Annotated in this window: 21 protein-coding genes and 2 pseudogenes; 19 read left to right on the top strand and 4 right to left on the bottom strand. The window is 62.6% G+C overall.

What is annotated here, in order from left to right:
* Nucleotides 1-61 precede the first annotated feature (61 nt).
* Complete coding sequence (locus XB14_RS25495) at nt 62-1,375, bottom strand: MFS transporter (protein ID WP_077965714.1); 1,314 nt, start codon at nt 1,373-1,375, stop codon at nt 62-64.
* 204 nt (nt 1,376-1,579) lie between these two features.
* On the opposite strand from XB14_RS25495, the pseudogene XB14_RS32855 reads away from it, so the two are divergent.
* From XB14_RS32855 to XB14_RS25475, 5 genes and pseudogenes are all read left to right on the top strand, one after another.
* Nucleotides 1,580-2,392, top strand: a pseudogene (locus tag XB14_RS32855) (inositol monophosphatase family protein); the annotation flags it as partial.
* Between the two features lie 78 nt (nt 2,393-2,470).
* Complete coding sequence (locus XB14_RS32850; RefSeq protein WP_143348608.1) at nt 2,471-3,091, top strand: dual specificity protein phosphatase family protein; 621 nt, start codon at nt 2,471-2,473, stop codon at nt 3,089-3,091.
* Entirely contained in the window at nt 3,084-4,793 is a 1,710-nt protein-coding gene (locus XB14_RS25485) for a metallophosphoesterase family protein (protein WP_077965700.1), read from the top strand. Before XB14_RS32850 ends, XB14_RS25485 begins: the two co-directional genes overlap by 8 nt.
* Before the next feature lie 2 nt (nt 4,794-4,795).
* A complete protein-coding gene (locus tag XB14_RS25480) occupies nt 4,796-5,086 on the top strand; it encodes a MurR/RpiR family transcriptional regulator (RefSeq protein WP_077965699.1) in 291 nt (96 codons plus the stop codon).
* Nucleotides 5,087-5,109: 23 nt separating this feature from the next.
* Nucleotides 5,110-5,532 (top strand): annotated as a pseudogene (locus XB14_RS25475) (Na/Pi symporter); the annotation flags it as partial.
* Nucleotides 5,533-5,579: 47 nt separating this feature from the next.
* Here the strand turns inward: XB14_RS25475 and XB14_RS25470 are convergent.
* A complete protein-coding gene (locus XB14_RS25470) occupies nt 5,580-6,569 on the bottom strand; it encodes a LacI family DNA-binding transcriptional regulator (RefSeq protein WP_077965697.1) in 990 nt (329 codons plus the stop codon).
* A gap of 585 nt (nt 6,570-7,154) precedes the next feature.
* On the opposite strand from XB14_RS25470, the gene XB14_RS25465 reads away from it, so the two are divergent.
* The 6 genes from XB14_RS25465 to XB14_RS25440 all read left to right on the top strand — a co-directional run bounded on the left by XB14_RS25465 (nt 7,155) and on the right by XB14_RS25440 (nt 14,104).
* Nucleotides 7,155-9,005, top strand: coding sequence for an ABC transporter permease (locus tag XB14_RS25465; RefSeq protein ID WP_077965696.1), 1,851 nt, complete (start codon nt 7,155-7,157; stop codon nt 9,003-9,005).
* Nucleotides 9,005-10,138, top strand: coding sequence for an ABC transporter ATP-binding protein (locus XB14_RS25460; protein ID WP_077965695.1), 1,134 nt, complete (start codon nt 9,005-9,007; stop codon nt 10,136-10,138). Before XB14_RS25465 ends, XB14_RS25460 begins: the two co-directional genes overlap by 1 nt.
* 52 nt (nt 10,139-10,190) lie before the next feature.
* The gene (locus tag XB14_RS25455; protein WP_077965689.1) at nt 10,191-11,327 is read left to right on the top strand and encodes an ABC transporter substrate-binding protein; all 1,137 of its coding nucleotides are present in this window, start codon (nt 10,191-10,193) and stop codon (nt 11,325-11,327) included.
* A gap of 38 nt (nt 11,328-11,365) precedes the next feature.
* Nucleotides 11,366-12,493, top strand: a complete 1,128-nt coding sequence (locus tag XB14_RS25450; protein ID WP_077965688.1) for an ABC transporter substrate-binding protein — start codon at nt 11,366-11,368, stop codon at nt 12,491-12,493.
* Nucleotides 12,494-12,560: 67 nt separating this feature from the next.
* On the top strand, nt 12,561-13,454 hold the full coding sequence (locus XB14_RS25445; protein WP_077965686.1) for an inositol monophosphatase family protein: 894 nt from the start codon (nt 12,561-12,563) through the stop codon (nt 13,452-13,454).
* A gap of 17 nt (nt 13,455-13,471) precedes the next feature.
* On the top strand, nt 13,472-14,104 hold the full coding sequence (locus XB14_RS25440) for a dual specificity protein phosphatase family protein (RefSeq protein WP_077965685.1): 633 nt from the start codon (nt 13,472-13,474) through the stop codon (nt 14,102-14,104).
* A 237-nt stretch (nt 14,105-14,341) separates the two neighbouring features.
* Here XB14_RS25440 and XB14_RS33365 read toward each other — a convergent pair whose 3' ends face one another.
* Complete coding sequence (locus XB14_RS33365; RefSeq protein ID WP_179119670.1) at nt 14,342-14,551, bottom strand: hypothetical protein; 210 nt, start codon at nt 14,549-14,551, stop codon at nt 14,342-14,344.
* Between the two features lie 123 nt (nt 14,552-14,674).
* Between XB14_RS33365 and XB14_RS25435 the strand changes: the two genes are divergently transcribed.
* From XB14_RS25435 to XB14_RS25410, 6 genes are all read left to right on the top strand, one after another.
* Nucleotides 14,675-16,216, top strand: a complete 1,542-nt coding sequence (locus tag XB14_RS25435) for a TadE/TadG family type IV pilus assembly protein (RefSeq protein WP_179119669.1) — start codon at nt 14,675-14,677, stop codon at nt 16,214-16,216.
* Between the two features lie 144 nt (nt 16,217-16,360).
* Complete coding sequence (locus XB14_RS25430) at nt 16,361-16,981, top strand: pentapeptide repeat-containing protein (protein WP_077965678.1); 621 nt, start codon at nt 16,361-16,363, stop codon at nt 16,979-16,981.
* 119 nt (nt 16,982-17,100) lie between these two features.
* Complete coding sequence (locus tag XB14_RS25425) at nt 17,101-17,667, top strand: helix-turn-helix domain-containing protein (RefSeq protein ID WP_179119668.1); 567 nt, start codon at nt 17,101-17,103, stop codon at nt 17,665-17,667.
* Between the two features lie 157 nt (nt 17,668-17,824).
* Nucleotides 17,825-18,835, top strand: coding sequence for an MFS transporter (locus XB14_RS25420; RefSeq protein WP_179119667.1), 1,011 nt, complete (start codon nt 17,825-17,827; stop codon nt 18,833-18,835).
* Nucleotides 18,745-19,014 (top strand): hypothetical protein, encoded by a 270-nt coding sequence (locus XB14_RS25415; protein WP_077965666.1) that lies wholly within the window; start codon nt 18,745-18,747, stop codon nt 19,012-19,014. Before XB14_RS25420 ends, XB14_RS25415 begins: the two co-directional genes overlap by 91 nt.
* 434 nt (nt 19,015-19,448) lie before the next feature.
* Nucleotides 19,449-20,564, top strand: coding sequence for an acyltransferase family protein (locus XB14_RS25410; RefSeq protein ID WP_077965655.1), 1,116 nt, complete (start codon nt 19,449-19,451; stop codon nt 20,562-20,564).
* A 504-nt stretch (nt 20,565-21,068) separates the two neighbouring features.
* On the opposite strand, the gene XB14_RS32845 is transcribed toward XB14_RS25410, so the two are convergent.
* Nucleotides 21,069-21,281, bottom strand: a complete 213-nt coding sequence (locus XB14_RS32845) for a hypothetical protein (protein WP_234804144.1) — start codon at nt 21,279-21,281, stop codon at nt 21,069-21,071.
* Nucleotides 21,282-21,450: 169 nt separating this feature from the next.
* Between XB14_RS32845 and XB14_RS25405 the strand changes: the two genes are divergently transcribed.
* Nucleotides 21,451-22,041: an LLM class flavin-dependent oxidoreductase gene (locus XB14_RS25405; protein ID WP_268802322.1), complete on the top strand. Its 591-nt coding sequence runs from the start codon at nt 21,451-21,453 to the stop codon at nt 22,039-22,041.
* A 671-nt stretch (nt 22,042-22,712) separates the two neighbouring features.
* Complete coding sequence (locus XB14_RS25400; RefSeq protein WP_077965654.1) at nt 22,713-23,420, top strand: DUF542 domain-containing protein; 708 nt, start codon at nt 22,713-22,715, stop codon at nt 23,418-23,420.
* Nucleotides 23,421-23,479: the final 59 nt, after the last annotated feature.

Genomic DNA, 23,479 nt, shown 5'->3' with positions numbered 1-23,479 from the left:
TTTGAAGCGGAACCGGATTTTCCAAACTGTGACTTACAGGCCCTGAAAAGCGTGCACCGCCTCAGGCCAGCGATATCTCGCGGGTTTCCGCATCGACCATCGCGGCGGCGATCGCTGCCACAAGCAGCAGGCCGGCAAAGGTGCCGATCGCCAGCCCGAAACCCTCCGCCACCAGCAATCCGATGAGCGAGGGGGCAAGCAGGCCACCGAGCCGGGCCATGCCTCCGGCCGCCCCCATTCCGGTCGCGCGCGAGGCGGTCGGATAGAGTTCGGGCGTATAGGCATAGAGTGCGCCCCATGTGCCGAGCAGCGCGAAACTCATGATCAGCAGTGCGGCGGCAACGACCGGTGCCCCATCCGCCACGACGAACAACAGGCAACTGAGAGCCGAAAGCGCACAAAAACCGACCAGCGTCGGGCGCCGTCCCCACTTCTCGACACCGTAGGCGGCAAGCGCGTAGCCCGGAATCTGCGCCAGAGCGATGAGAACGAGGAACCCGTAGCCACGCACGAAGCCGAACCCTTCGCCCGCAAGCCGCGGCGGCATCCAGGTGAAGACGCCGTAATAGGAGACCGACACGAGGAACCAGACCGACAGGATCAGAAGGCTGCGGCGGCGCAGGTCCTTCGAGAAGATGCCGATGCCTGGCAAAGGTGCGGGCAGGGCGATCGACACTGTCGGCTCGAGCTGAGGCCGGCCGTTGGCCGTCAGCATCCGGTCGACAATGGCCCTGGCCGCCTCCGCCTTTCCCGAGCGCAACAGGTAAAGCGGCGATTCCGGCACGAGGAAGCGAAGTCCGACGCCGAGGACGGCCGGAATGGCCGTGACGGCGAAGATGTAGCGCCATCCGTCGGCAAGACCGGCGAGGGCGATGAGCCATGCCGCCAGAGCCACGATCAAGGTGCCCACGGCCCAGAACCCTTCGAGCATGACCAGCCATCGCCCGCGACTGCGGGCCGGCAGGAACTCCGACATCATCGCATAATCGACGGGAAGCGTGCCGCCGACCGCAGCGCCCGTGAGGAAGCGCAGGAAAAGCAGGACCGCGAAACTGGGAGCGAATATCGAGAGGATGCCAAAGACCGCGTCGCAGGCGACGGTGGCGATCAGGACCCGCCGCCGGCCGATGCGATCTGCAAGCCTGCCGAACGCGACGGCACCGATCAGCATGCCGAGGAAAAACAGCGTGCCCGTCTGCAGCGCCTGCGGAACCGTCAGACCGAATGTTGCGGCAATGGAGGCGGCGGTGAACCCGACAGCGAGCACCTGCATGGCGTCGGCGGTCCAGACCAGACCGAATATGCCCATCAGGCGGCGCTGATAAGGACCTGTGCCCGCCCGGTCGAGCGCTTCCTGTATCGTGATCGTGGTCATTGGGCCCGCCTTGCGATTCGACGCGTGGACACTACGTCGGCCGAGCCAGCTTGGATATTGCAGAAATGCCGCAGATGCCGGGCTCCGTGTAGCCGCGATCATCGGTTGCGATCTTGCAGGCCACTTGGCATTGGCTGGCGATTTCGACTTGCACGTCGTGCACACGCGTGCAATTATGCACGCGTGTGCAATGGAGCTTCGCCGATGGACGAATACAAGCCGCGCTATTCGAACGACCTGTCTGGCCGGGCCTTGCTGTGTCGGGAGGTCATCCGCTCCGCCGGCGCACTGGTCTTGAGCGGTTTCAAGGCAAGCGCAGAGCGCGGATTTTCGCTGAAGGGTCCGCAGGATTTTCTGACGGAAACCGACGCGGCCTCCGAAGCCCATATCCGTGAGGCGATCGCCGCGCAGTTCCCAGACGATGGATTCCTGGGCGAGGAAGGTGGCGGCACGGTCGCCGATCGCGTCTGGGTGGTCGACCCGGTCGACGGCACGGCGAACTTCGCGCGCGGAATCCCGCACTTCTGCATCTCCATAACCTATGTCGAACACGAGCGCGCAGAGATCGGAGCGATCTACAATCCGGCCCTCGACGAGCTCTATTTCTGCCGCCGGGGAGGTGGGGCAACGCTGAACGACAAGGCCATCACGGTTTCTTCGACGGCAACCTTCGATGCCGCTTCGGTAGAGATGGGCTGGTCACGACGGGTGCCGGACGAGACCTATCTGGAGACGATGCGACAGATGCTGGAAAAGGGCGCCAATGTGCGCCGCGGCGCATCGGGAGCGCTTGCGCTCGCCTATGTCGCCGATGGCCGCTCGGACGCGTATGTCGAGCTGCACATGAACTCCTGGGATTGCCTTGCCGGTCTGTTGCTCGTTGCCGAAGCCGGCGGCATTGTCTGCCCGTTCCTGGAAATCGGCAGCCTGCTCGGCGGGGGACCGGTCCTCGCATCCACCCCGGCAATCGCTGCCGGCGTGAGCGTGGCCTCCGGCATTCCGATCCGGGGCAAGGAACAGGCCGCCGAGCTCCAGTTGGCCCGAAATGGCGATGGTGTAACCATGCGCATCGCTTCGATACGAAGAGGAAATTCCATGGATGCACCGGTTTATCCGCGGCCCGCTATCAGTCTGATCGCAAGGGGGCTCGGACCTCACGGCGCCGACCTCTATATCGGCGGCAGCGACGGCGCGCGGGACCTGGACCTGCTCAAGCGGCACGGGATCACCATCGTCGTCAATTGCGCGATCAACCTGGACATCAATCTCGTGCGGGAGGAGGAAGTCGCCGTCAACGACGACCTGTGCGCCAGCGGTTATGCCGACATCCGCTACTACAAGCTCGGCATGATCGACGGCGACGGCAGCCCCGATACGATGATGCTCGGCGCCTACTACATTCTCGACGGGGCACTGCGCCAGACGATGCCGAAGCGCGTTACCTATCCCTTTGCCGATGGCGGCAACATCCTCGTCAATTGCCGCGGCGGACGCAGCCGCTCGGTGTCGCTGGTGGCGCTGTTCCTGCACAAGCAGCAGCCACATCTGTTTCCGACGCTCGACGCGGCCGTCGCCCATATCCGCGAGCATCGCGAGCTGCGGCCGGACGAATGGTTCGAGACGCCGAAGCCCATGCTCTATGAAGCGGCGCGGCGCGCCTCAGCCTGGATCGATCTCGTCGAAGCCGCACGCGCGGAGGCGAGAGCCGATGTCTGAGTTGCCGCGGATCGCCGTCATTGCCGACGCCCATTTCCATGATCTTGAGGGTGACTTCGAGTTCCCGAGGATAGAGATCGACGGCGAGAAACTGGCCGTCAGAAGCTGGACCGACACGCGCGAATCCACGCGCGTCTTCAACGAAAGCGCCAGAGCGCTGGACGAGGCCCTGGCGGAGGTCTCCCGCCGCGGTATCCGCCACGTCGTACTCCTCGGCGATTACACGGATGACGGCCAAAGGCAGACGACGGAGCGCTTGCGCACCATCCTTGAGCGGCACGAGAGCGCCTGCGGCACGCGCTTTTATGCGCTTCCGGGCAACCACGACATCTTCGGTCCCGAGGGCCGCAACCACACCAAACAATTTCTCGACGGGGCCGACGCCAGGGTCTTCGTGACCAGCGACGCGACCAGGGCCGGCCCCGGCAGCTACGCCACGCCCCGCATGTATTGCGAGGGGTATCCAAAAGGCCTCGCCCCCATGGCTGCCTGCGGGTACTTCCGAAGGCCGGACTACGTCCATTGGGAAACCCCTTTTGGCGTCTCCGACCTCACCGAAGATCGCCTCTATGAGGTCTCGTCACCGGACGGCCGGAACCGCTACCGTCTTATGGACGCCTCCTATCTGGTCGAGCCGGAGCCGGGGCTCTGGCTGATGATGATCGACGCCAACGTGTTCGAGCCGCGCGACGGCCTGTTCGAAGAAGGCGAGGAAGCGGCCTTCGTCGACAGTACCGGGGCTGGCTGGAACGCGCTTCTCAGGCTGAAGCCGTTCATCGTCGACTGGATTGCCGATGTGTCTGCGCGCGCGACGAAGCTCGGAAAAACGTTGCTTGCCTTCTCGCACTATCCTGTGCTCGACCCCTTCGATGGCGCAACAGGAGCAGAAGGCGTTCTCTTCGGCGACACCAACATTGGCCGCCGGACACCGAAAGAGGCCGTCGCGGACGCACTGATGACCGCTGGAATGGGCGTGCATTTCAGCGGGCACCTGCACGTCGAGGGCGTCACGCGCCGCGACCGCGGCGAGCGTTCGCTGATCAATATCGCCGTACCGTCGCTGGTCGCCTTTCCGCCCGCCTTCAAGATCATCGAGCCGTCTGCGTCCGGTTCGTCCATCGAAACCGTCGAACTGGCGGCTATGGCCGTCGACCAACGTGTGCAGCGCGCCTATCGACGCGAAGCGAAGCGCGCGGGCGAGGGGCCGGACCTCGCCTTTGCCGCCACAGACTACGGATCCTTCCTGAAGGCGCACAAGCGCGCCTTGGTCGAGCACCGCTACTTTCCGAAGGAATGGCCCGGGAATGTCGTGGACGAAATATCGGGGCTTACGATCGGCGCCGCCTGCAACTTAGTGGCCGATGCCGGCGTGACCGCGAAGATTCTCGGGGGAAGCCCGGGCGAGCTTCCACAGGACTCGGCGCGCCTTGCTAGCCTCGATATGATCGAGCTGATTGCAGACTGGTATTGCCTGCGTCAGGCCGGCATGCTGGCACTCGACAAGATTCCTGCACCGCGCCGCGCGCTCTACCGCAAGCTGGCGCAGCATCTCGGTCGCCCGCCCGAGAGCGGATGGGACGGGTCGACATCGGGCTTTCTCGCAATCTTCCTCGGCGCCTTCGATGCCTTCCTCGATCGTGCAGAGGCGGGCAGCCTTCAAATCGATATCGGCAACACATCCGCCAAAGAGGAGGCTGCCTGACCATGAATCCGTCGATCTCCGCAGCCCCTTTCGCCGTTCCACCTCGAACCTTCATCGAGTTGCGCGAATCCTGGCGCATCGGTGCACGCCAGCTGAAAGGCGGCCGTCTGGAGGTGGCAAAGTTCGTGCTTGCCCATCCCTATGACGTCGCCTTCGCCAGCGCACGTGAGGTTGCGGAGCGCAGCGGCGTGTCGACGACGACGGTCATGCGTCTCGTCAGTGACCTCGGGTTCGAGACCTATGCATCCTTTCAGCAGCTCTTTCGAGCGGAGTTGCTGCGCGGTCGGCAATAGATCGCACCGGGGAGGGAGGGGCCATGGAATCGGCGATCGTCAGCATCAACCTCTTCGGCGCCGTGGCCCTGTTCGGCCTCGGTCAGATCCGCGACGGCGTGCAACAGGCTTTCGGCGCGCGTCTGAAAACCGGGCTCGCGGCCGGAACGCATGATGGCGTTCGCTCGTTTTTCGCCGGTCTCGTCGCGACCATCGCTCTTCAAAGCTCCACTGCGACCGCGCTCATGGTCGCCTCCTTCGTCGAGCGTGATCTCATCCTGCCGCGCATGGCGCAGGTCGTACTGCTCGGGGCGAATGTCGGCACGGCGATGACGGCATGGATCGTGGCCCTGGGGCTTGGCTGGCTTTCTCCGCTTCTGCTGCTTTCCGGTGTCATTGTCGGGCGCGGCAGCTCGAGCGCCCGCAAGGGCGCGGGCGGCGCGCTCGTCGGCATCGGGCTGCGGATTGCTGATCGACAGCCGCATTCGGCACGCGGCCTCATGAACAATCAGGTCTAGCGGCGGGCCGTCTTGCGCTCGACCATCGCCACCGGGACGACCTGAAGCCGGGTTTCCATTTCGTCGGCTTCGAGCGCTTCGAGAACCCGCTCCGTCAGGGCGGAGAAGGACTGCGCGACCGTGGTGAGTTCGTAACTCTTCCACCCGGCCTGCGGTATATCGTCGAAGCCGACGACGGAAAGATCAGCCGGGACGCGGCGGTGCATTTCGGTGCGGGCCGCATCGAGAAACCCGAGCGCCAGGAGATCGGTAACGCAGAAGGCGCCGTCGATCGCTTCGTCGACGAGCAGTTCGCAGCCGGCCTGATAGCCGCTCTCATAGCTCGTCGTTCCACCCGACCAGGCGACGACCTCGACGCCGGCGGTCGCCATCTTCTGTTTGAACGCGGTAGTGCGGCGAACCTGGGCGGGCGTCTGGCTGCCGCTTGAAATCACCGCGACCTTCTTGCAACGCGCCTCGATCAGGCGCAGCGCTGCGAGATCCGCACCGCGGGAATCGTCGCTCAACACCATGCTGGTGTCGGTGCGATCGATCTTCTGATTGATCAGGATCAGTCGCACCCCGTTGGCGATGCATTGGTCGACGATCGATTCCGGCGGATCTCCGGACAGCACGATGATCGCCTGCGCCCGGAATTCGAAGAGAAGTTCGATCAGTGGCGCGATATCCTTGCGTGCGTCCGCGGCATTGAGCAACAGGCACTGCAAACCGCGCCGCAACAGGCCGATGCTCAAGAGATCGAGCTGCTTTGCATGGAAGGGCGTACTGAGATTGGCGCCGACGACGCCGATGAGGTTTGAGCGGTCGTTGTTCAGCCCCTGCGCCAGCCGGTTGACCCGGTAGCCAAGCTCCCGGGCAGCCTTCAAAACCTTGCGCCGCACAGCCTGGGATACGCTGGCTCCAGGCGTAAAGGTTCGCGAGACCGCCGAACGCGAGACGCCCGCGCGTTTTGCAACCTCTTCGGCCGTCACAAAGCCCCTTGCCATGCCTTTCTCCTGCAGAATCAGACGCTTCTAATCAGGGCCACAAAAGCGGCCCCATTCCAACGAAAAAGTTCGAGCGCATACACTCTGAAAACCAACCAATGAGGCCGGCGAACGACCGCGAGTGGCCCATCCATAGCGGCTGTTTCACCCCGCCGCGAGCATAAGCCGCGACCTTATGATCACGTGTTCGAAACATGCCGCCATGGAGTCAATAAATGTATATAAAAAACAACAGCTTAAAGCATTGAGCACGTGTGCATTTTTTTGTTGACAACAGCCCCCTGCCATTGGATCATATGTTCCATAGACGGCGCCAAATTGGAATGTTTGTTCTGTCTATGTTCGTGGTGATGGCGGCGCGGTTGAGGAGCTGGCGCCGACGTTGGGCAGGTGCTTTTGCCTGTCCCGCGAACGGGGAGGATCGAGTACCCTATAGCCGCGACATTTCGCGTCGAAATGCGGCTTCTTGCGTATCGCAGCGTCATGCCGTCGCGCGTGAGCTCTGTTTCCCCGTCGACACCTGAAAGTCCGTCCGGCATCGATCGCCGCGGCAGGCTGCGCATGTTGAGGTCCAAGGGGAAGAGCATGGCCTTATTGAGTGAAACAGCCAAGGCGGCGACATTGCCGGATGTGGCAACGACGCCGACGGCATGGCAGCGGTGGCGTTATCGAGCGAAGGTGGCGTCCCGGGAGCCGACGACGCTGATCGGCGTGCTGACGGCGCTTCTCTTTACCTATCTCATCGTCGTGCCGATCATCTCGATCGTGCTCGATTCCGTGCGGGTGCAATTCGGTCACGAGAGGCGGCTCGGCAAGGATTTCGGCGAGCTCACGCTCTACTACCTCGATCGTGCCTTTCTGTCGCCGGTCTCGGTCGACCTTTTCTGGCGGCCGCTTCTCAACACGTTGTCGGTCGCGCTCGGAGCGATCAGCCTGTCGCTGGTCATAGGCACGGTTCTGGCGTGGCTGATCAGCCGGACAGACATGTTCGGACGGCGATGGTTCGCGACCGCGCTCATCGTACCCTACATGCTGCCCGCCTGGACCTTCGCGCTTGCCTGGACGACGCTCTTCAAGAACAGGACGGTCGGCGGACAGCCGGGCTGGTTCGAGGCCATGGGGCTGACGCCGCCGGACTGGGTCGCCTATGGGCGCTTCCCGATCATCATCATCTTGGCGCTACACTACACGCCCTTCGTCATTCTGCTGTTCGGCTCCGCGCTGCGCCGCTTCGATTCCCAGCTCGAAGATTCCGCCCGCATCCTTGGCGCCAAGCGCTACCAGGTGGCGCTGCAGATCATCCTGCCGCTGATGCGGCCGGCGCTGCTGTCTTCCATGGTGTTGATCTTCGCCAAGTGCCTCGGCGAGTTTGGCGTGCCCTACGTGCTCGGCCTGCCGGTCAAGTTCGAAGTGCTTTCCACCTCGCTCTTTCGCAGCATCGCATCCCGCCAGACCGGCGTTGCCGGCGTGGTTGCGGCCTCGATCATGCTGATCGGCATCATCACCCTGATGATCGACGCGCGGCTGGTGCGCGAAGCCCGCCGCTTCGTCACCGTCGGCTCCAAGGGCTCGATGAACCGCCAGAGCCGGCTTGGCAAATATCGCCTGCCGGCGACCGGCTTCGCCGCACTCATCTTCCTCTTGAGCGTCGGCCTGCCGCTTCTGACCCTGTTCCTGTCCACCATCATGAAGCTGCCGGCCCAGTTCACGCTCGACAACTTCACGCTGGACTACTGGATCGGCCGTGACCTGCACACGGTGGCGCTGCAGACCGGCGTGCTTTTAAGCCCTGATCTCTGGGCGGCCGCGAAAAACACCCTCATGATCGTCGGTCTCGCGTCTCTAACCTCGGGCATTCTCGGATTGCTCGTCGGCTACGTGGTCATCCGCACACCGGTCAAGGCGCTGTCGGTCTATCTGCGGCAGGTCACCTTCCTGCCCTATCTGGTGCCGGGCATCGCCTTTGCCGCCGCCTATCTCTCGCTTTTCGCCGTGCCGCGCGGCCCGATGCCCGCCCTTTACGGCACCGTCACCATCCTCGTCCTGGCGCTGATTGCCGATCAGATGCCCTATGCCTCGCGCGCCGGCATCTCCGCCATGACCCAGCTCGGCAAGGATCCGGAAGAGGCAGCTCAGATCTCCGGCGCCGGCTGGTTCCGCCGGATGTTCCTGATCGTCATTCCCATCCAGAAGGGGTCGCTCGTCACCGGTGTACTCTTGCCCTTCATTTCGGGGATCAAGGGCTTGAGCCTGTTCGTCATCCTCGCCGTGCCGAGCACCGACGTTCTGACCACCTATTCGCTCCGGCTCGTCGATTACCACTACACACAGGCAGCCAACGCCGTCGTGCTGATCATCGCGGCCATCGCCTACCTTGGAACCCTGGCAGCCCAGAAGCTGACCAAGACCAATCTCGCAGAAGGACTCGGAAGCTGATGCCATCCATCAATCTCAGCGGCGCCCAGAAGAACTACGGCGTCAATTCCGCCAATGCTGTTTCCAACCTCGATCTCGAAATCCGCGACGGCGAGTTCATGTGTCTTCTCGGTCCCTCCGGCTGCGGCAAGACCACGACGCTGCGCATGATCGCCGGGCTCGAAAACCTGTCGGATGGCGAAATCCGCATCGGCGAGCGGCTGGTGGATTCGGTGCGGTCTGGCGTGTTCATCCCACCGGAAAAGCGCGAAATGGGCCTCGTCTTCCAGAGCTACGCGCTCTGGCCGCACCTGACGATCGAGCGCAACACCGATTTCGGCCTCAGGCTGCGCAAGCTGCCGAAGGCCGAGCGCGAGGCACGGGTCGAAAAGGTGATGCAGGCCCTCGACATCGCCAAGTATCGCGACCGTTATCCGTCGCAGCTCTCCGGCGGCCAGCAGCAGCGCGTGGCGCTCGCCCGCATGCTGGCTGTCAATCCGGGTGTGCTTCTGCTCGACGAGCCGCTGTCGAACCTCGACGCGCGGCTGCGGCTGGAAATGCGCGCCGAACTGAAGCGCATCCACAAGGAGTTCAAAACGACGATCGTCTTCGTGACCCATGATCAATGGGAGGCGATGACGCTGGCAACCACGATTGCCGTCATGAACGAGGGCACGCTGCAGCAGATGGGCACGCCCAACGACATCTATGATCGCCCCGCCAATCGCTTCGTTGCGGAATTCGTCGGCAGCCCGCCGATCAACATCCTGACCTTTGGCTCGTCGGCAGCCTCACAGCTTTCACTCGCCGCCGAAGCCTATCTCGGCGCGCGCCATCCGTCGCTGCGCGGCATCGGCTCGGTCGGCATCCGACCGGAGGCAATCGGTTACTCGGTCAAGTGTGAGGACGTGCCGGCGGGTGGCTTTTCCGGCGAAATGACCGTGACGGGTGTGCTGCCGACCGGCGGCAGCTGGATCCTGGAACTCAGGAACGACAGCGACACGCTGTTCTTGACGACCAACGCCCTGCCGCGCGTCGAGACCGGCTCCAAAGTTTCGTTCTTCGCGCCGCCCGAGGCGCTTCACGTCTTCGACAAGGGCGGCCAGCGCCTCACCGAGGCGGACGCACTTTTGCGCAAGAACACGCTGAACTGAGGCGCTTCGTCGCCGAAGACATACGAAACACGCTCTGAGGGAGGAACAGACGATGCATTTTCGGAAGACTGACAGGAGGCAACGTGCAATCAGGCGCGCCTTGCTGGCGACGGCCATCATGGCGATCGCCGGACCGGCGGTGGCCGAGGATGCGTTCGACCTGAACGCGCTGATCGAGGCAGCGCGCAAGGAGCCGCCGATCACGGTCTATGACAGCACTGGCAAGATCGTCGAAATGGCCAAGGCCTTTGCCGAAAAGTACGGCGTCGCGGCCGAGGGCTCCAAGGTCAAGGCGACCGCCCAGCTCGAAATGATCATTCGCGAGGCCCGCGCCAACAACATCCAGGGCGACGTCTCGATCATCAGCGATGCACCGGCCGCCATGGCGCAGCTCATTCCACAGGGTTTTGCCGAGAGCTGGCTGCCGCCGGACCTCGCCGCCAAGATTCCGGCGGAGTATCAGGATCCGCTGACGGTGGTCACCAGCGCCAATGTCTGGGCCTACAACACCGAACTCTTCGACAAGTGCCCGGTCACCAACATCTGGCAGCTGACCGGACCGGAGTGGAAGGGCAAGGTCGCGATGCAGGACCCGCTCGGCAAGCCGTCCTATGTCGACTGGTTCAACCAGATGGCCAAACACGGCGACGACAAGGTGTCGGCCGCCTACAAGGAGCTCTACGGCAAGGCGCTGGAAACCGACGACGGCAGCGCGACGGCAGCCTGGGTAAAGGCGCTCGCCGCCAACGCGCCGCTCCTGACCGACGCCGATGCGGCTGCGGCCGACGCGGTCGGCGCACCGGGACAATCGCAGCCGTTCATGGGATTGATGAGTTCCGCGAAGTTCCGCGACAATGCGGAAAAGGGCATGAAGCTTGGCCTGTGCAAGGATTTGAAGCCCTGGCTCGGCTGGATGTATCCGGGCGTTGGCCTGATCACCAAGGGCACCAACAGTCCCAACGCCTCGAAGCTTTTCATCCACTACGTGATGACGGCCGAGGGCATCGCGCCGCAGGCCGAGGACGGGAAGATCTCGACCAACAGCGATGTCTCGCTGCCGGCCGACGAACCGTCGGGCATCGGTGCCGTGCTCGATCAGGTCCTGCCCTATCAGATGTCGACCAGCCTTGAAGACTGGGATGCACGTGAGACCTGGCAGGATCTCTGGCGGATCAACTACCAGAAGTAATCGAACGTTGTGAAACGGTCTCCTTGGGAGGGGAAACCATGAGCAAAGGTAAGAACAGGTTTACGGTCATCGGGGCGGCGTTCGCCGCCCTTGCGGCCGCAACAGCCATCGAAGCGCGCGCTGAAGAGACGTTTGATCTCGATGCGCTGGTGGAAGCGGCAAAGAAAGAAAAGCCGATCAACGTCTACGACAGCACCGGCAAGATCGTCGAAATGGCGGAGGCCTTCACCACCAAATACGGAGTCAAGGCGACGGGCGTCAAAGTCTCAGCCAACAGCCAACTGGAGATGATCATCCGGGAGGCGCAGGCCGGCAACGTCCAGGGGGACGTCGCCCTGATCACCGACGCGCCCGCGGCACTCGCGCAGCTCCTGCCGCAGGGCTTCGTCGAAAGCTACCTGCCTGGCGATATGAAGGAGAAGATACCGGCCGCCTTCCAGGAACCCCTGGCGATTTCGACCAACGCCAACGTCTGGGCCTATAACACCGAGGCCTACGACAAGTGCCCGGTGACAAACATCTGGGAACTGACGGAAGCGAAATGGAAAGGCAAGATCGCGCTCGTCGATCCCCTGACCAAGAGCACCTACACCGACTGGTTCAATCAGTTGGAAAAACACGCCGATGCCAAGGTGGCCGAGGCCTACAAGACCCACTTCGGCAAGGATCTTGAAACCGCTGAGAAGAGTGCGGCGGCAGCCTGGATCAAGGCTCTGGCACAAAACGGGCCGCTCGTGACCGACGGCGACGATCCCGTCGCCGAGGCGGTCGGCGCGGCTGGCCAGAAGGAACCGTTCTTCGGGCTCTTGAGCTCGGCCAAGTTCCGCGACAACGAAGGCAAGGGCTACAAGCTCGGTCTGTGCACCGAGCTTACCCCTTGGGTCGGCTGGACCTACACCAAGCTCGGTCTCATCGCCTCGAAGTCGGCAAGCCCGAATTCAGCAAAACTCTTCATCCACTACGTGCTGACGGAGGAGGGCATCGGGCCCCAGATGAAGGACGGCAAGCTTCCGACCAACACCGACATCAAGATGCCGGCGGACGAGCCGTCGGGGATCATGGAAGTGGCGGACCGCCTGTTCCCCTACAACGCCGCCACCGGTCTTGAGGATTTCGACCGGCGCGAGGAGTGGCAGGATTTCTGGCGCGTGAACTACAGCAAGTAAACCCCGGCCGGCGCGACATGACGAGGACTGGCCGCGCCGGCCGTTCCAGCATCAACAGGACGTGAGCATGACCGATGCCAATACGGCTGCGAGCCGAGATCATCCAGACAGGGACAGCGCGCTCGACCGCTCGCGCCGGCTGATGAAAGTCGCCGAGGGCGCCGCCCGCGCGGCAGGTGCACCCTTGTTTGCCGCCTTCCGCTTGGAAGTTGCCGTCGACTACAAGCGCGATCTCCATGACGTCGTGACCATCCACGACCGGCAAGCCGAGGCACTCATCCGCGACTACATCTTCACGCACGAACCGAATTCGGCCATGCTTGGCGAGGAGGGCGGTCAGGTCGGCGACGGCGAGATCCAATGGTATGTCGATCCGATCGACGGAACCGCGAACTTCGCCCGCGGGCTCGCCTTCTGGTGCATATCGATCGCTGCGGTCGAAGATGGGGCCGTCATGGCCGGGGTTGTATACGACCCGGTGGCAGATCTGCTTTTTTCGGCTGACATCGCGCGCTCCTATCTGAACGGCGAGGTCATTGCCTCCAGGGCGGTGGCCGACGAGGCCCGCGCGACCCTGATCACCGGCTATCCCGTTTCGCGGGACTTTCGCCTCGACGGCCGGGTTGTCGCTCTTGCCCGCTTCGGCGATCTGGTCGAGACCTTCTCGACGGTACGCCGCCCCGGCAGCGCCGCCTTGAGCATTGCCCATGTTGCGGCAGGTTTCGTCGATGCCGCCGCCGGCTTCGGCGTCAATGCCTGGGACGTGGCGGCAGCCACCCTCATCCTGAAGAACGCGGGTGGCCGCTACCAGCCGTTGTCGCTTGGCAAGGTTCCGGAAGGCGCCGCCGATTATCTGTGCCCCGGCTATCTGGCCTATGGCCGCGGCGGCGACTATCCAACCTTGAACCGTGTCGCCGCCGCAATCTCGGCTGGCCGCATTGCCCAGGCGCCGGCGCCATGAACGCACATGAGGAAAGCATGCCCGACAGTCTCGGCAACCCACCCGTCTCCGGCAAGGCCAGTAGCGAGTTGCCGCGGCTCAGCCTCGTCTATGCCAGCCACCCGACTTATGGCGTCGACATCTTCATTGCCGGAAAGGAAGGGGCGAGCGATCTCGAACTCCTGCGCAGCAAGGGGATCACCACGGTCGTCAATTGCGCGGTCAATCTTGATTTCAATTTCGTCGACCAGCCAAAGCTCGTCTCGGATCACCGCAACAGCGTTCATGGGCCGGGCGAAATCCGCTACTACAAGATCGGCCTCATCGACGGAGAAGGCAATCCGGACACGCAGATGCTGGCCGCGCATTACATCCTGCGCGCTGCGCTGGAGCAGATTCTGCCGGAGAAACCGTCTTATCCCAGGCGCGAGCGCGGCGGCGTGCTCGTCAACTGTCGCGGCGGCCGCTCGCGCTCGGTTGTCGTCGTGTCGCTGTTCCTGCACCTGACGCTGCCTGACCAGTTCCCGACATTGGAGAGCGCAATCGCCTTCGTCCGCGAGAAACGCGAGATTCCTGAGGACGAATGGTGCAAGGCACCCAAGCCGGTCCTGGCGGCTTCGGCTCGGCAAGCCGCGGCATGGGCACGTGCGATTGAAACCGGGAAGGTCTGACCGGGGAACGTGATATCGATCGGACGATCGGCCCGGCAAAAATGACCGCGTCAAACGGCTTGGCGCCTTCCCTGCCGTCAAGGATGCCAACATCTCCGCGCCAGCGCCCGTGGCAAGTCAGCCCTTTTGCGCATGCGGTCAGGGTTTGAAAGCCCGAGCCAAGGCGAAATCGCTTCGGCGGGCAGACCGTTTCGAGCCGTGCTGCCGGCGTCATCGCTGACGCCGGCGGATCGTGGTTCAGGAACTGAATTGTTTGGGCATGACGCCCTTGTTTGCGAGCCACGTTTCGAAGGTGCCGGGGCACCCTTCGCTGGTCCATCGCCCCCGATAGGAGAAGCCGGGTGCTGCGCGCGCCGCCCCGACGAACCCGTCATAGGCGCTTCTGTCGGCCCCGCTCATTTTGAATGCTTTACCGGGATGTTTCCTCTTCGCCTTGGAAAATTTCATCGTCCGCCCCTTACGCACTACAACCATGAAGTCTCAAGCGTCTCACAGCGCACGGCCCAGTCAAGGATTAGGCAAAAGCGCAAACGGGTTAGTGTTTCGCGTTCACACCGTGACGAACAACCTGTGAGTGAAAACAGGCAGGCTTCCGCGTGTTGGCGGCAGCCGTATCGCGCCGTATCGAGGGGGGCGGCAGTCGGCCGTTTATGGCTGCGCGAGAAGCGCCAAGAGCGCAAAATTCGCCAAAAAGGCCTCGGTTCGCCTCCTCCGTCAGGATCTGCGGGAGGCTCAAGAGACTGCATACCGTTAACTCGGTTCGAAATTAAAGGGTTGGCAAGGCCCCCTGGGGGAAGAGGCAGTTACTCTCCACCTAGTTGTAAAGAAACTGCCATGAACATACTGAACCTGCCACCGATCAAATGTTGCGCCGCGGCCCTGCTGAAATGCAGATCCGGCAACTTCGGCCTGTTGGCAGCGCTTGTCGCCATCCCCCTTATCGCCGCCATTGGCGTTGCGATCGATTTTGCAGCCGCGCTCAACCGCAAGGCCGTGATGCAAGGCGCCGCCGATGCCGCGGCCTTGGCGGGGGCGGCGGCAGGCGTCGGAGCGGAACAGAAGATAGCCGTGGGGTTTCTTGGCGCGCATCTTGGCAGAAATGACCCGAAAGCCCCGAAAGAGCCGCCCGGTTGGAACCATCGGGTCACCGTCGACCGTGATACGGTAGCGGTCGCTGTCGACGAGGATTACGAAACCGCCATCATGCATATGTTCGGGTTCAGGACGGTTCCGATTTCGGTCCTGGCGAAGGCCGCCAGGGGGGCCGGCAGCTCCGCCTGTATCCTGATCCTTGATCCGAGCAGGGCCGACGCGCTGAAGATCATCAACTCGAACTCGGTCACCAGCGAATGTGGCTTCCAGGTGAACTCGTCCCATGCGCAGCGTGCATTCTATGCCGAGAACCAGGGCAAGTTTTTCGCACCGCAGATTGCCGTCAACGGCCAGTCGAAGCTTTCCGGTCGAGTGATTTCGCCGCCGCCCGTCGACGGGTCTCCCGTTGTTCCCGATCCTCTGGCCGCCATGGCCGAACCTGTGGCGCGAAACGCAGCCTGTACCTCCAACAGCCTGAAGACGATAAACAGCCAGGGCAAGACATCCCTCGAGCCGGGCGTCTATTGCGGCGGGCTGACCGTGAACGCCACGGACGAGCTAACACTGAAACCCGGAATCTATGCGTTTCGCGGCGGCGCCTTGACCTTGAACACTTCGGCCAAGGTGAGCGGCAAGAACGTAATGTTCTATTTCGAGGACGCACAGTCGCCGCTGATGCTGAACGGGGCGGCCATCCTGCAGGTATCGGCCCCCACCACCGGCCCCCATGCCGGCATCCTCATGTTCCAGGGTCGCAAGGCGAAGGACAGCAGTGTCCAGTTTCGCATCAACACATCAGCGGGAAGCTTCTACAATGGTGCGATCTACCTGCCCTATGCGGTGATCGACTGGAACGTCAGCGGAAGCCTCAACTCGGAATCGAAGTTTACGGCACTGATCGCCAAGGTTCTGAACCTCTACGTGTCCGGAACGGCGTTCTTCAAGAAACCCGCGGCAGGCGGCGAAGATTTCGTTCCCAACGGCTTCGGCGGGGGAGGCGGCGTGCGGCTGGTCGAATAGCGCGGTTGATGGGTCGGGAAGAGGGCCAGCCACGGGAGGATGGCTCCCGTCCTTTTTTGCATTGCCAATCATCGCGAAGATGGAAATGCTGAACCCCGGAGACAACAGAAGGCGTTTCGTTCCGGACGCTGCAGATGGATAGCGATGGCTGAGCGACGATATGGCGAAGCGCCGCCGAAGACCGACACGACGATTGCTGGCGCCGACTGGTACGGCCGGCAGATCGAGCGCGAGCGGCACGACAATACGCTGTTCGTCGATCTCGACCTGACCGACGCGCAGACCATCGGGGTGGTCTTTCACGAGTGCACCTTCCGGCGGGCCCGGTTCAACGCCTCGTCGCACCAGGCGAGCGCCTTCGTGAATTGCACGTTCGTTTCCTCAAAGTTCTTCGACAGCCGCTTCACCGAGTGCAAGTTCGTCGGCAGCATGTTCGACGCTTGCGAGTTCGACCAGATGCAGGTGACGGGCGGCGACTGGTCCTTTACCGGCTTGCCAGGTGCTGCTCTCGGCCGCGCATCCTTCAAGGAGACACGTCTGCGGGAAGCGGATCTGACCGGCGCCTCCTGCAAGGGCGGCTCGTTGCGAGACGTCGATCTTTCCGGCGCCTGGCTGCATGGGGCGGACTTCACCGCCTGCGATCTGAGGGGCAGCGACCTCACTGCCATCGATCCCGAAAACGTCCGCCTCAAGGACGCGATCATCACCATCGACCAGACCATCATCATCGCCGAGGCCCTGGGTCTCGACGTGAGACGCAAGTGACCGTCCGGGCGGCCTTGAGCTGAAAACCCGTTGCCCGGAGATTGCAAGCTCTGTTGACAGAGGCCGGCGCGCGTCTGCTATCCAAGGCGGGCAGGGGCTATCGTCGCGAGGAGGCTATGGTGTTCGATCTGAAATATCGCGCTCTGCCGCTCGGATGCCGGCTGCGCCGCTTTCGCAGACTGCGGCAGATCAAGCAGGAAACGCTGGCGGCGGATCTCGGCGTATCGCAGGGTCTGCTGTCGCGATGGGAAGCAGGCCTGCACGAACCATCGGCGAAAGCCCGGAGCCGCGTCGAGACGTTGCTGGAGCGGCACGAAAATGTCGGCATAGACGGCACCTTGCGGCGTCTTATCGAAGCGGCGCCGTTCCCGGTCCACCTTGTCTGCGACGATACCCACGCGCTTTTGAGCGCCTCGCCGGCAAGGCAAGCGCAGTGGCGGATCTCCGCCTCTTCCTTCTTCGGCGTCTCGTTGTGGCGGTATGCGACAGCGGAAATCATTGAGAGCGAGCTTGCGCTGCCGGAACTTGGCTGGTTCGAAGAGGCGTGGTCGGGAGCCGTCCAGTTCCCGACCGGCGGTAGCGACGATCCCGAGATGCCGATCCCCCCGAGCGTCATAAGGTGGGAGCGGATCGGGATTTCCGACGGACGCGGCGGCCGCCTGGTGTCCAGCGTCGATCTCATGTGAGACGCGAATATTTCATTCGTTGTCCGGGCTGTCCTGCTCTTGCTAGCATGGCGTGATCTCCAATTGACCGAAGGCGCTGCACCGGAAATCCCGGCTGGCAGGGCATCTCCACGCCATGCCCTCGGGCTCGACACACCAGCCAAGAGCACTCCTGACCATGACAACTTCGCGTCGTGCCATTACGTTTTCCCTTCTCATCCTGTGCGCGACCCTGTCGCTGGCGGGGACAGACCTTGTCTTGCCGGCGGTTCCGCAATTGCCCGAAATCTTTGGCACCGACAGGGCCACCGCGCAGCTGGTGCTTGCCGCCTATGTCGGCGGCGGCGGTCTCGGCCTGCTTCTCTATGGACGCCTCGCTGATCACTTTTCGCGCAAGATGCTGCTCGTGTCCTCACTTGCCGCATTCGCGGCCGCCTCGGTCGCTTGCGCCTTTTCGCCCAACATCGCCGTGCTCGTCGCGCTGCGGTTCGTCCAGGGCGTGGCATCTGCCGCGGCTCCGGTCTTTGGCCCGGGCCTGATCCGGCAGCTGTTCAGCGACAGGGCGGCCGTCCGCGCCATCGGGTTCCTTGGCAGCGTGGAATCGCTGGTACCGGCGCTGGCGCCCATCTTCGGCGTGCTGTTGCTTTCGCATTTCGGATGGCAATCATCGTTCGAGCTGCTCGGCGTGCTGACGTCGCTTGCCGCGGTCCTCATCCTCGTGCTTGGCCTGCCGCAGGAAGAGAAGTCCTCCGACATGCGCGGCAGCTATGGTCAATTGCTCACCGATCGCGTCTTCATGCGCTATGCGTTGAGCCAAGCCATGACGCTCGGCGGGCTTCTCACCTTCGTCTTCGGCGCGCCGACGGTCATCGTCGCATCGATGGGGGGCTCCCTCAACGACTTCATAATCATGCAGGTCATCAACATTTCCGGGTTCATCGTCGCGGCAAATCTCACCGCCCGGATTGCCGAACGCTTCGGCGCCGAAAACATCATCCTGCTCGGCACCGTCATGGCTGCCGTCAGCGCGCTTGCGCTGTTGGCCTATGGGTTTCGGGCCATACGAACACGCTCATGTTGCCCCTCTTGTTTACGCCCATGGCGATCGGCCTGGGCCTGCGCGGCCCCATCGGCTTCTATCGCGGCATCCTTGCGTCCGGCGCCAACAATGCGCGCGGATCCGCGCTGATCGTCTTCTTCATCTTCATGATCACCACGCTCGGAACCGTGGTTGCCGCACCGATCATCACTGGCGGGCTCGCAGCCCTCGCGCTCGTGGTATGCGCAATTCACTTCCTGTCGGTGGCGTTGTTGCTTCTGCTACCGGCGATGCCGGAGGTCACGCCCGAGGCCGCCGACGCAACCTAGCCGTAAGCAGCCCGATTGCGATGGGCATCGGTGACGACATGCTGGCGCCACTGATGCGCAGCTTCGACCCTTGGGCATTTCCCCCGGTTAGTCACGATAGGCACAAATCGGGGAGAACCAATGTCGAGTGAGCTGGTCGGCGGGAGTGGGACAATCCCGGACGCGTGGACACTAGCTCTCCAGCACAATAGTCAACCTTCGCGCGCAACACGGCAAGGGCCAGGCACAGGCGAACGCGGTCGCAAATCGATCGATGAACCCCATTGCCAGGCGCGGTTCTCGATCCGCCCCTATACCGGATATTAAGCCTTCTCGGGTGAAACTGCGCTGGAGCTGCCCTCGCGAGACCTGCATCCTTCGACGCAGGAATCCAAACGTCGGACGTAGCGTGATGAAATGGTAGCGGCGCTGCCAGGGATGGAACGTCTTCCGCGATGGCCAAGAAACAGAAACTCCTGGCGCTCGAATCCTTGCGGGGTTTCGCAGCCCTTGCGGTTGCCCTCCATCATTTCAGCTATGGCAGCCCGCTCAGCGGAAATGCTTTCATCCGACACAGCTACCTCATGGTGGACTTCTTCTTCGTGCTGAGCGGCTTCGTGATTGCGCTCAACTACGCCGGCAGACTATCGAGCCCTGGGGATCTTACAAATTTCCAGCGCCGGCGGTTCTGGCGCCTCTATCCCCTGCATCTGTTCACTCTGTTGATCTTCCTCGGCATAGAATGCCTCAAATATGGGTTTGAACAGAAGACCGGCATCGTCTCCAACAGTCCGGCCTTTGAAGTGTCCGGGGCGATCGCGTTCCTCGCCAACCTGCTGCTGCTGCAAGGCGTGGTTATGAACCAGCCCACGTTCAACATCCCAAGCTGGTCCATCTCGGTCGAGTTCTGGACCTATCTGATCTTCGCGCTGACCTTGGGTGTTTTGCGGCTACGCATGCGGTCCTGCCTCCTTCTCGCCGGCGTGGCCGCGGCGGGCCTGCTCGCTCTCGAGGGTGGGCGGCTCGAAACTGATCCGATATTTGCCATCGTCCGCTGCATATACTCTTTCTTCCTCGGCGTTTTCGCCGCTTCGTTCCAGCTCGATCCTTCGGCAAAGAGAACCGGGCCCTGGGCGGCCTGCAGCCTCGTGCTCGTCGTTCTTGCAATTTGGGGCCTCGGTGGAAGCCGTGCGGAAATCCTCCTTCCGCCTCTTTTCACAGTGACGGTTGTGGCCGTTGCCAGCCTGCGCGAAGATGCGTCGCTTCGACGTTTCCTCGAATGGCCCTCCTTCGTCTGGTTGGGAACCATCAGTTACAGTGTGTATCTGACCCACTCGATCGTCGGCTGGGGTGTCACCCAGTTCCTTCGCTTCGGCCTGAAATTTCCAACGCATACCGCTCCGGATGGGGCGACGATGCTGACGCTTGAGCAAGGCTTCGGGACGCTCGTCACGCTCGTAGCCCTGGTCGGCGTGCTGGCCTTCTCGCATCTGACCTATCGCTTCATCGAGAACCCGTTCAGGTCCGGCTGGCCTCTCGGAGCAGGGAAGACGGTACCGAGCCAGGGTTAGCGCAGCGTCGTCCTGCCGCTATCGCCGAACCGCACCGGTCATTCACGGCCCTTCAGGTCATGATCAGAAACAAGGCGAGTGCTGCGTTGCTCGACTGGAACGGCGTTACGCTTTCGCCGCTGGCGGCGGTCCAGGCGACGCAGGCACGCAGTCCGGCGGTGATCGAGGCGAGTGGGGCCGGGGCACTCGCCCTCGACAGGCGCAGCGAGCTCGGCGTGCAGGTCGATGCCGACAGCGTTCTCGGCGGCGTCCCAGTAACCGGCTATGTTCGAGCGGCCTGCCCGGTGCGAGTTTCACAGCGACGGGAGCCGAAACCGGCGGCAAGAGCGCGCTCGTCAGCGCCGGGGTCGTCGCGAGTCCGAACGCCTTTCACTTGGCCTCAACCCCGACAGCGAGCTTTCCGCCAACAGCAATCGCACCGGCGGCTCGGTCAAGCTGAAGTCAGCTTCTGACAGGGAGAACAGTGACTTGAGCTTGGGTGTTGAGCTTCCGTTGCGGCGGGGACTAATCGACCGATATCTGCCGAGGCGCTTCGATATTTTCGTCGAGGCAGACCGTCTCGCCGATCGGGGTCGCTGCGATCGTCTTGATCTGTTTGGCCAGAGCCGCAAGCTTTTGCGCAAGGTCTTGGAGTTCGGCCCGGGAATTGCCCTCTGCGGCATGTTCGACGCTGCGATTGTGCACGTTCTCGTCCTTCTTTTCACTGGACTTGGACAAGCACTATATTTCTACTTATGAATATAAGGCTACAACTCTGTGCGCGCTATTTGTCCTTTCGCGCAACCGCGACGAACATCCGTCAACGCAAAACCGCGCAAGGCATGTCCTGTTCGGTGTTTCCTGCAGACAGGTTTGTCCTCTTCGCACCTGCCGGCGCGTTGTTGCCGTGTCTGAAGGGCATGGCCGGCTCGTACATGGGGTGGCATCGGGAGGCAGACCTGTCGAATTTCCGGCCTATGGCCTGGACATGGACGAACGCGGCGCACGGTTTGCAGAAGCCGTAGGCTACTTCCGGCAATTGCTCGCCCCTGAACGCCCGGCCATTTACTCAAGTCTGGGCACGATGGCTGACGTCGACTTCCTACCGAAACCGCCGACGGGACGTGTTCCGCTGATCGTCACGGGTTCAAGTCGGCATTACCCGCTGCTCCAGGACTCCGACGGGGCCGATTGGCAATTGTGGTTTCGCGCAATGGGTGTGGCCGACGACCCCAGAGCCGACAGGGGCGTGTCGTTCGAGGACGACTTCTTGCTGGTGCGAGCGGCGATTGCGGGGCAGGGCCTGGCGCTGGTTCGTGACGTCTACGCCGTCGACGACATCGCGGCCGGTCGTCTGGCTCTTGCATTGGATTTGCCCTGGCCGACTGCCTTTGCCTACTACGCCGTCACGCTGCCTCGCGCCGTCGGGCGCGAACCGGTGCGCGCATTCGTCGACTGGCTGAAGGAAGGGACCGGGCGAGAGGCTGCGGGAAGCTGACGGTCATCACGCTTTTCGCCTAGTCCTGCTTTTTCATTGCAAGCAACACGCGGTGGATCGGTGTGTCACGCCCGTCGATGCGGAGTGGCGTCGCACCCAAGATGTTTCCATCGATGTCTTCCGATTAGGCAGTCCGTAGATCACGGAATGACGCTGCTAATTGTCTCTATGCTGCATGGTGTGATGCCGAGCGATGGCGAGGCAAACGTCGAAAGCTTGCGGCAGCGCAACGAGAGCCTGCCCCCGCCCGTCTAGCAAGGATCAGACAGGTTTCGCCAAGAGCGTCCGTCTGCGGGACGATCGAGCACAGCGGGGGCCCAGCGTAATGATCGAGATGGAAGAGAGAGATCCAACGTTATGCGATTGCACGATTGAGGTTGCCGAACTCTTTGCCGGTATGCCGGCCGGCGGCGCGGATGGCGGATCTCTGCTCGATCTTCTTGCCGTTCGTCTCGAGGCATCGCGTGACCGTCTGGAGCGGCCCGCAATACCGGCTATGCCCTTGAGGGTCCCCAGATCGTCAACGTGCGATTTCTCCACATTGAAGTTGCGTTGCGACAAAGAACGATCGGAAAAACTGCCCCAGCGTCTCCCCTGATCAACGGGCCAGAACCGGCCTCGCTTCAAAATCGATTGCCGATCATGACCTTTCAGGCATCAAGGAGAGCACATTGACCGAGTACAAACTGGACACCGCCGTCGGAGTGATTGCGTGCGAGCTTCCTGGTGCTGCAGAACTCTTCAGGCAGCACGGTATCGGATTTTGCTGTGGCGGCGACGTACCGCTTGCGGAAGCGGCTGCGGATGTCGGCATGGAGGCCGCTGATCTGCTTGCACGGCTCCAGGCGCTGGAGCTTGCCGCAAGGCGCGACGCCCCGGACGGTACGGGCGAGCTTATCGCTCATATTCTGGAGCGTTATCACCAGACGCACCGCACCGACCTGGAATGGTTGATCCCGCTTGCGCAGAAGGTGGAGCACGTCCACGGCGCGCATCGCTCTGCGCCACTGGGCCTTGCAGACGCCCTGGTCGACCTCAAGGATCACCTTCTTCCCCACATGGCGCGGGAAGAGCTCGCGCTCTTTCCGATGATGCGCCATGAACCCGATCCGGATATCGAACATTTGATTGCCGGCATGCGAGACGATCATGCGTGCGAAAGCCGGAGCCTCGCCGTGATCGAGCATTTGACGCATGGATTTGCGCTTCCGGAAGGGGCCTGCAGGTCCTGGACGGCGCTCTATGTCGGTGTCCAAAAATTCTGCGATGATCTCGTCACGCATATGCATCTGGAAAACAGCGTTCTGTTTCCGCGTTTCTCCGGCATTGATGCATTCGATGGCGCCGCCGTGCCATCAACAGCGCGTTCGGTGGGGTGAGGCCCCGACAGATCTGTCCGATATCGCTTTGCCCAACCGGAGGAAGCGGAGCTTCAGAC

Origin of the sequence: Ensifer adhaerens, assembly GCF_002007205.1 — a bacterium.
GTDB lineage: Bacteria > Pseudomonadota > Alphaproteobacteria > Rhizobiales > Rhizobiaceae > Ensifer > Ensifer adhaerens_D.
Note: the sequence above shows the minus strand (reverse complement) of the source record. Positions and strands in the feature narration are given on the sequence as shown.

Bases quoted from the DNA above. Each gene is read 5' to 3' on its own strand.
- XB14_RS25495 (WP_077965714.1), bottom strand. From the start codon at position 1,375: ATGACCACGATCACGATACAGGAAGCGCTCGACCGGGCGGGCACAGGT.
- XB14_RS32850 (WP_143348608.1), top strand. From the start codon at position 2,471: ATGGATGCACCGGTTTATCCGCGGCCCGCTATCAGTCTGATCGCAAGG.
- XB14_RS25485 (WP_077965700.1), top strand. From the start codon at position 3,084: ATGTCTGAGTTGCCGCGGATCGCCGTCATTGCCGACGCCCATTTCCAT.
- XB14_RS25480 (WP_077965699.1), top strand. From the start codon at position 4,796: ATGAATCCGTCGATCTCCGCAGCCCCTTTCGCCGTTCCACCTCGAACC.
- XB14_RS25470 (WP_077965697.1), bottom strand. From the start codon at position 6,569: ATGGCAAGGGGCTTTGTGACGGCCGAAGAGGTTGCAAAACGCGCGGGC.
- XB14_RS25465 (WP_077965696.1), top strand. From the start codon at position 7,155: ATGGCCTTATTGAGTGAAACAGCCAAGGCGGCGACATTGCCGGATGTG.
- XB14_RS25460 (WP_077965695.1), top strand. From the start codon at position 9,005: ATGCCATCCATCAATCTCAGCGGCGCCCAGAAGAACTACGGCGTCAAT.
- XB14_RS25455 (WP_077965689.1), top strand. From the start codon at position 10,191: ATGCATTTTCGGAAGACTGACAGGAGGCAACGTGCAATCAGGCGCGCC.
- XB14_RS25450 (WP_077965688.1), top strand. From the start codon at position 11,366: ATGAGCAAAGGTAAGAACAGGTTTACGGTCATCGGGGCGGCGTTCGCC.
- XB14_RS25445 (WP_077965686.1), top strand. From the start codon at position 12,561: ATGACCGATGCCAATACGGCTGCGAGCCGAGATCATCCAGACAGGGAC.
- XB14_RS25440 (WP_077965685.1), top strand. From the start codon at position 13,472: ATGCCCGACAGTCTCGGCAACCCACCCGTCTCCGGCAAGGCCAGTAGC.
- XB14_RS33365 (WP_179119670.1), bottom strand. From the start codon at position 14,551: ATGAAATTTTCCAAGGCGAAGAGGAAACATCCCGGTAAAGCATTCAAA.
- XB14_RS25430 (WP_077965678.1), top strand. From the start codon at position 16,361: ATGGCTGAGCGACGATATGGCGAAGCGCCGCCGAAGACCGACACGACG.
- XB14_RS25420 (WP_179119667.1), top strand. From the start codon at position 17,825: ATGACAACTTCGCGTCGTGCCATTACGTTTTCCCTTCTCATCCTGTGC.
- XB14_RS25415 (WP_077965666.1), top strand. From the start codon at position 18,745: ATGGCGATCGGCCTGGGCCTGCGCGGCCCCATCGGCTTCTATCGCGGC.
- XB14_RS25410 (WP_077965655.1), top strand. From the start codon at position 19,449: ATGGCCAAGAAACAGAAACTCCTGGCGCTCGAATCCTTGCGGGGTTTC.